Source organism: Scytonema sp. PCC 10023, from assembly GCF_963920835.1.
In the GTDB taxonomy this organism is placed as follows: Bacteria; Cyanobacteriota; Cyanobacteriia; order Cyanobacteriales; family Nostocaceae; genus Kalymmatonema.
Window position 1 is genome coordinate 1 of record NZ_CAWUDP010000272.1, and the last position, 1,812, is coordinate 1,812.

At 42.1% G+C, this 1,812-nt stretch carries 2 protein-coding genes and 1 pseudogene; all 3 read left to right on the plus strand.

Features of this window, described 5'->3' with window-relative positions; translation table 11 throughout:
* The coding region (locus tag ACM0OZ_RS48625) for an asparagine synthase-related protein (protein ID WP_414590119.1) at positions 1–439 on the plus strand (439 nt) is incomplete at its 5' end.
* 456 nt (positions 440–895) lie between these two features.
* The gene (locus tag ACM0OZ_RS48630) at positions 896–1,102 is read left to right on the plus strand and encodes a hypothetical protein (protein ID WP_414590120.1); all 207 of its coding nucleotides are present in this window, start codon (positions 896–898) and stop codon (positions 1,100–1,102) included.
* A gap of 389 nt (positions 1,103–1,491) precedes the next feature.
* Positions 1,492–1,812 (plus strand): annotated as a pseudogene (locus ACM0OZ_RS48635) (asparagine synthetase B); the annotation flags it as partial.

The window sequence follows — 1,812 nt, forward strand, 5'->3', positions numbered from 1 at the left end:
GGATCATCGTCTGGTAGAATACTTGGCGGCAATTCCACCCAGTATGCAACAAACTCTGTTTTGGGATAAGAAAATTATCCGAGAAATGGCAAGACAATGGTTAAGCGACAACTTGGCTTACCGCAAAAAATCTTACAGTGGCGAACCAGCTTCTTGGCAGAGAATGAAGTATAAAATGCTGGTGGCGATTTTTGATAAGTTTCAGGAAAAATATCAAGCACTCAGCGGGTTTGAGAATTTTCATTTAATCAAATCTAACTTAGCGCCTTTGTATCAGCAAGCTCATCTTAATGATGTCAGGGGAATTAATACTATACAGATATTATTAAATGCTATGGCAATGATGGTATTTAAAAACATTTGTTTGAACCGGGGACTAGCAGTTGATTTTAGTAAATTCAAAGGACAATCTCCGCTACAGGAACTTCATAACTTTTAAGCTGAGCACAATGCGATACGCGTAGCGTCAAGCAAGCGGGCTTATCGCTTTCCCCATTGCCTGTAAGTATTTCTATTAAGTTCCTGTGCCAGCTTTTGTGCCAATCGAGGGCTGTTATAGGCACGACGGTCTTGCTCAATCCACTGTTCTACAGTTTGCAAATCCTCTTGTTGCCATCAACGCGATCACTCCTCTTCCCGGCGCGGTCGCGCCGTTTGTTGGTGACGCCTCCGGTGTTTCTTTGATATGGGGTGCTCGGATGTAGTGCAAAGTTTGAAAAAAACTTTGCGATTTACTGAAAGTGACGCGCCCAGTCGCGACACTCTCCCAAAACCTGCTTGCTATCAAGAGTGTTTAATAAAACTGTACTTTTTGACTCACTAATAATATTAATATGTATGTAGTAACCCAAGTTGGGGTTATGCAACTCTAAGTAGTAAGTTGAGTGTTAAAGAGATGAAAACTCATAAAGCGAACGCGATTAAACCCCAAAACCAAGCCGAATCGGGCCCAGACATGGCAGAAATGCCGGAGTTGAGGGGAGTCGGAAATGCCGAAGAGTTGACGGGAGAAGAAATGATGATGATAGTCGGAGGAGCCGAGGCCAGATTGGGAATTAAGATTGGAGATATAGGATTAGGATTCACGCAGGCGATACCATAAGTGGGGTTGACCCTAGGGCAGGATATAGAAGTCTTTTATATCTCATTAATGCAATTGTCCGTCAAACGCTCTATTTGCTTGGACAAACTTCTTTACCACTTCTGCCACTTGTGGGCACTCCGATACCTGACACTGCTCCTACAGTGTCAATTGACCTGGTGAGCATTTGTGCTTATCCTTGTTATTCCTAGTAATTTTATGACTAGCCGCCCCTTTGGGGAAGTCAAAAGTCAAAAGTAAGGATCTTCTTTTGATTTTTGACTTGCTTTGTATTGGTTTAATCTACAAGCACGCTGCGCTAACAAATTCAAATATTATTAAAGATGTGTGATTGGGCACTCAGGCACTGCCCTAAGTTAATACGCGCGAGTCATGAGGGTAGGAAAGTAATGTGTGGATTTGCAGGTTTCGTAACTAGTGGAGTTTCGTTGTACCAGAATGCCCAACGCCTTAATATTTTGAGCCAAATGAGTGAGCAATTGTCTTTTCGGGGTCCAGATGACGAGCAGTTGTTTGATTCCGAACACTTATCTCTAGTATTTAGACGCTTATCAATTATCGATGTTGCAGGAGGAAAGCAACCAATTTGGAATCAACAGCAAACGATGTTCGTAGTCTGTAATGGAGAAATTTATAATTACAAAGAATTACGCTTACAATTGGAGTCCAAATATCGTTTTCAAACTCATTCCGATGCGGAAGTGGTTTTG